A 443-nucleotide genomic window follows, 5' to 3' on the forward strand; every position below is an offset into this window, starting at 1 on the left:
CAAAGCGGGTGAGTATGCCCGCAAAGATGTCGTGCAGTACCTGACCGAAGTGGAAGAAGAGAATCCGTTTCCATATGATGATGTCCAACGAGAAGCGATGATTGCCGCGTTAACCAGTAATTTGTTTATTTTAACGGGTGGACCAGGGACTGGTAAAACAACCATTATTAATGGGGTTGTGGCAACTTTAAAGAAGCTACTGCAAGCCGAAGGAATGAAATGGGATGAGATTGAGACCAGTATTCGTCTGGCCGCGCCAACCGGCCGGGCAGCGAAGCGTCTCTCGGAATCAACTGGGATGCCTGCGTCGACGATTCACCGCTTATTGGGGATTAATGGTCGTGAAGACTTGGATGAGATTGATATCGAAGAGTTGTCAGGTCGCTTGTTAGTCATTGATGAGATGTCGATGGTGGATACGCAGTTGTTTTATTTGCTATTAC

General features: G+C 47.4%; 1 protein-coding gene. It reads left to right on the forward strand.

What is annotated here, in order from left to right:
* Positions 1-443 (forward strand): AAA family ATPase (locus tag WEIDD23_RS12295; RefSeq protein ID WP_156469681.1); only part of this gene is annotated, 443 nt, incomplete at both ends.

This window comes from Weissella sp. DD23 (assembly GCF_001579105.1).
Classification (GTDB): domain Bacteria; phylum Bacillota; class Bacilli; order Lactobacillales; family Lactobacillaceae; genus Weissella; species Weissella cibaria.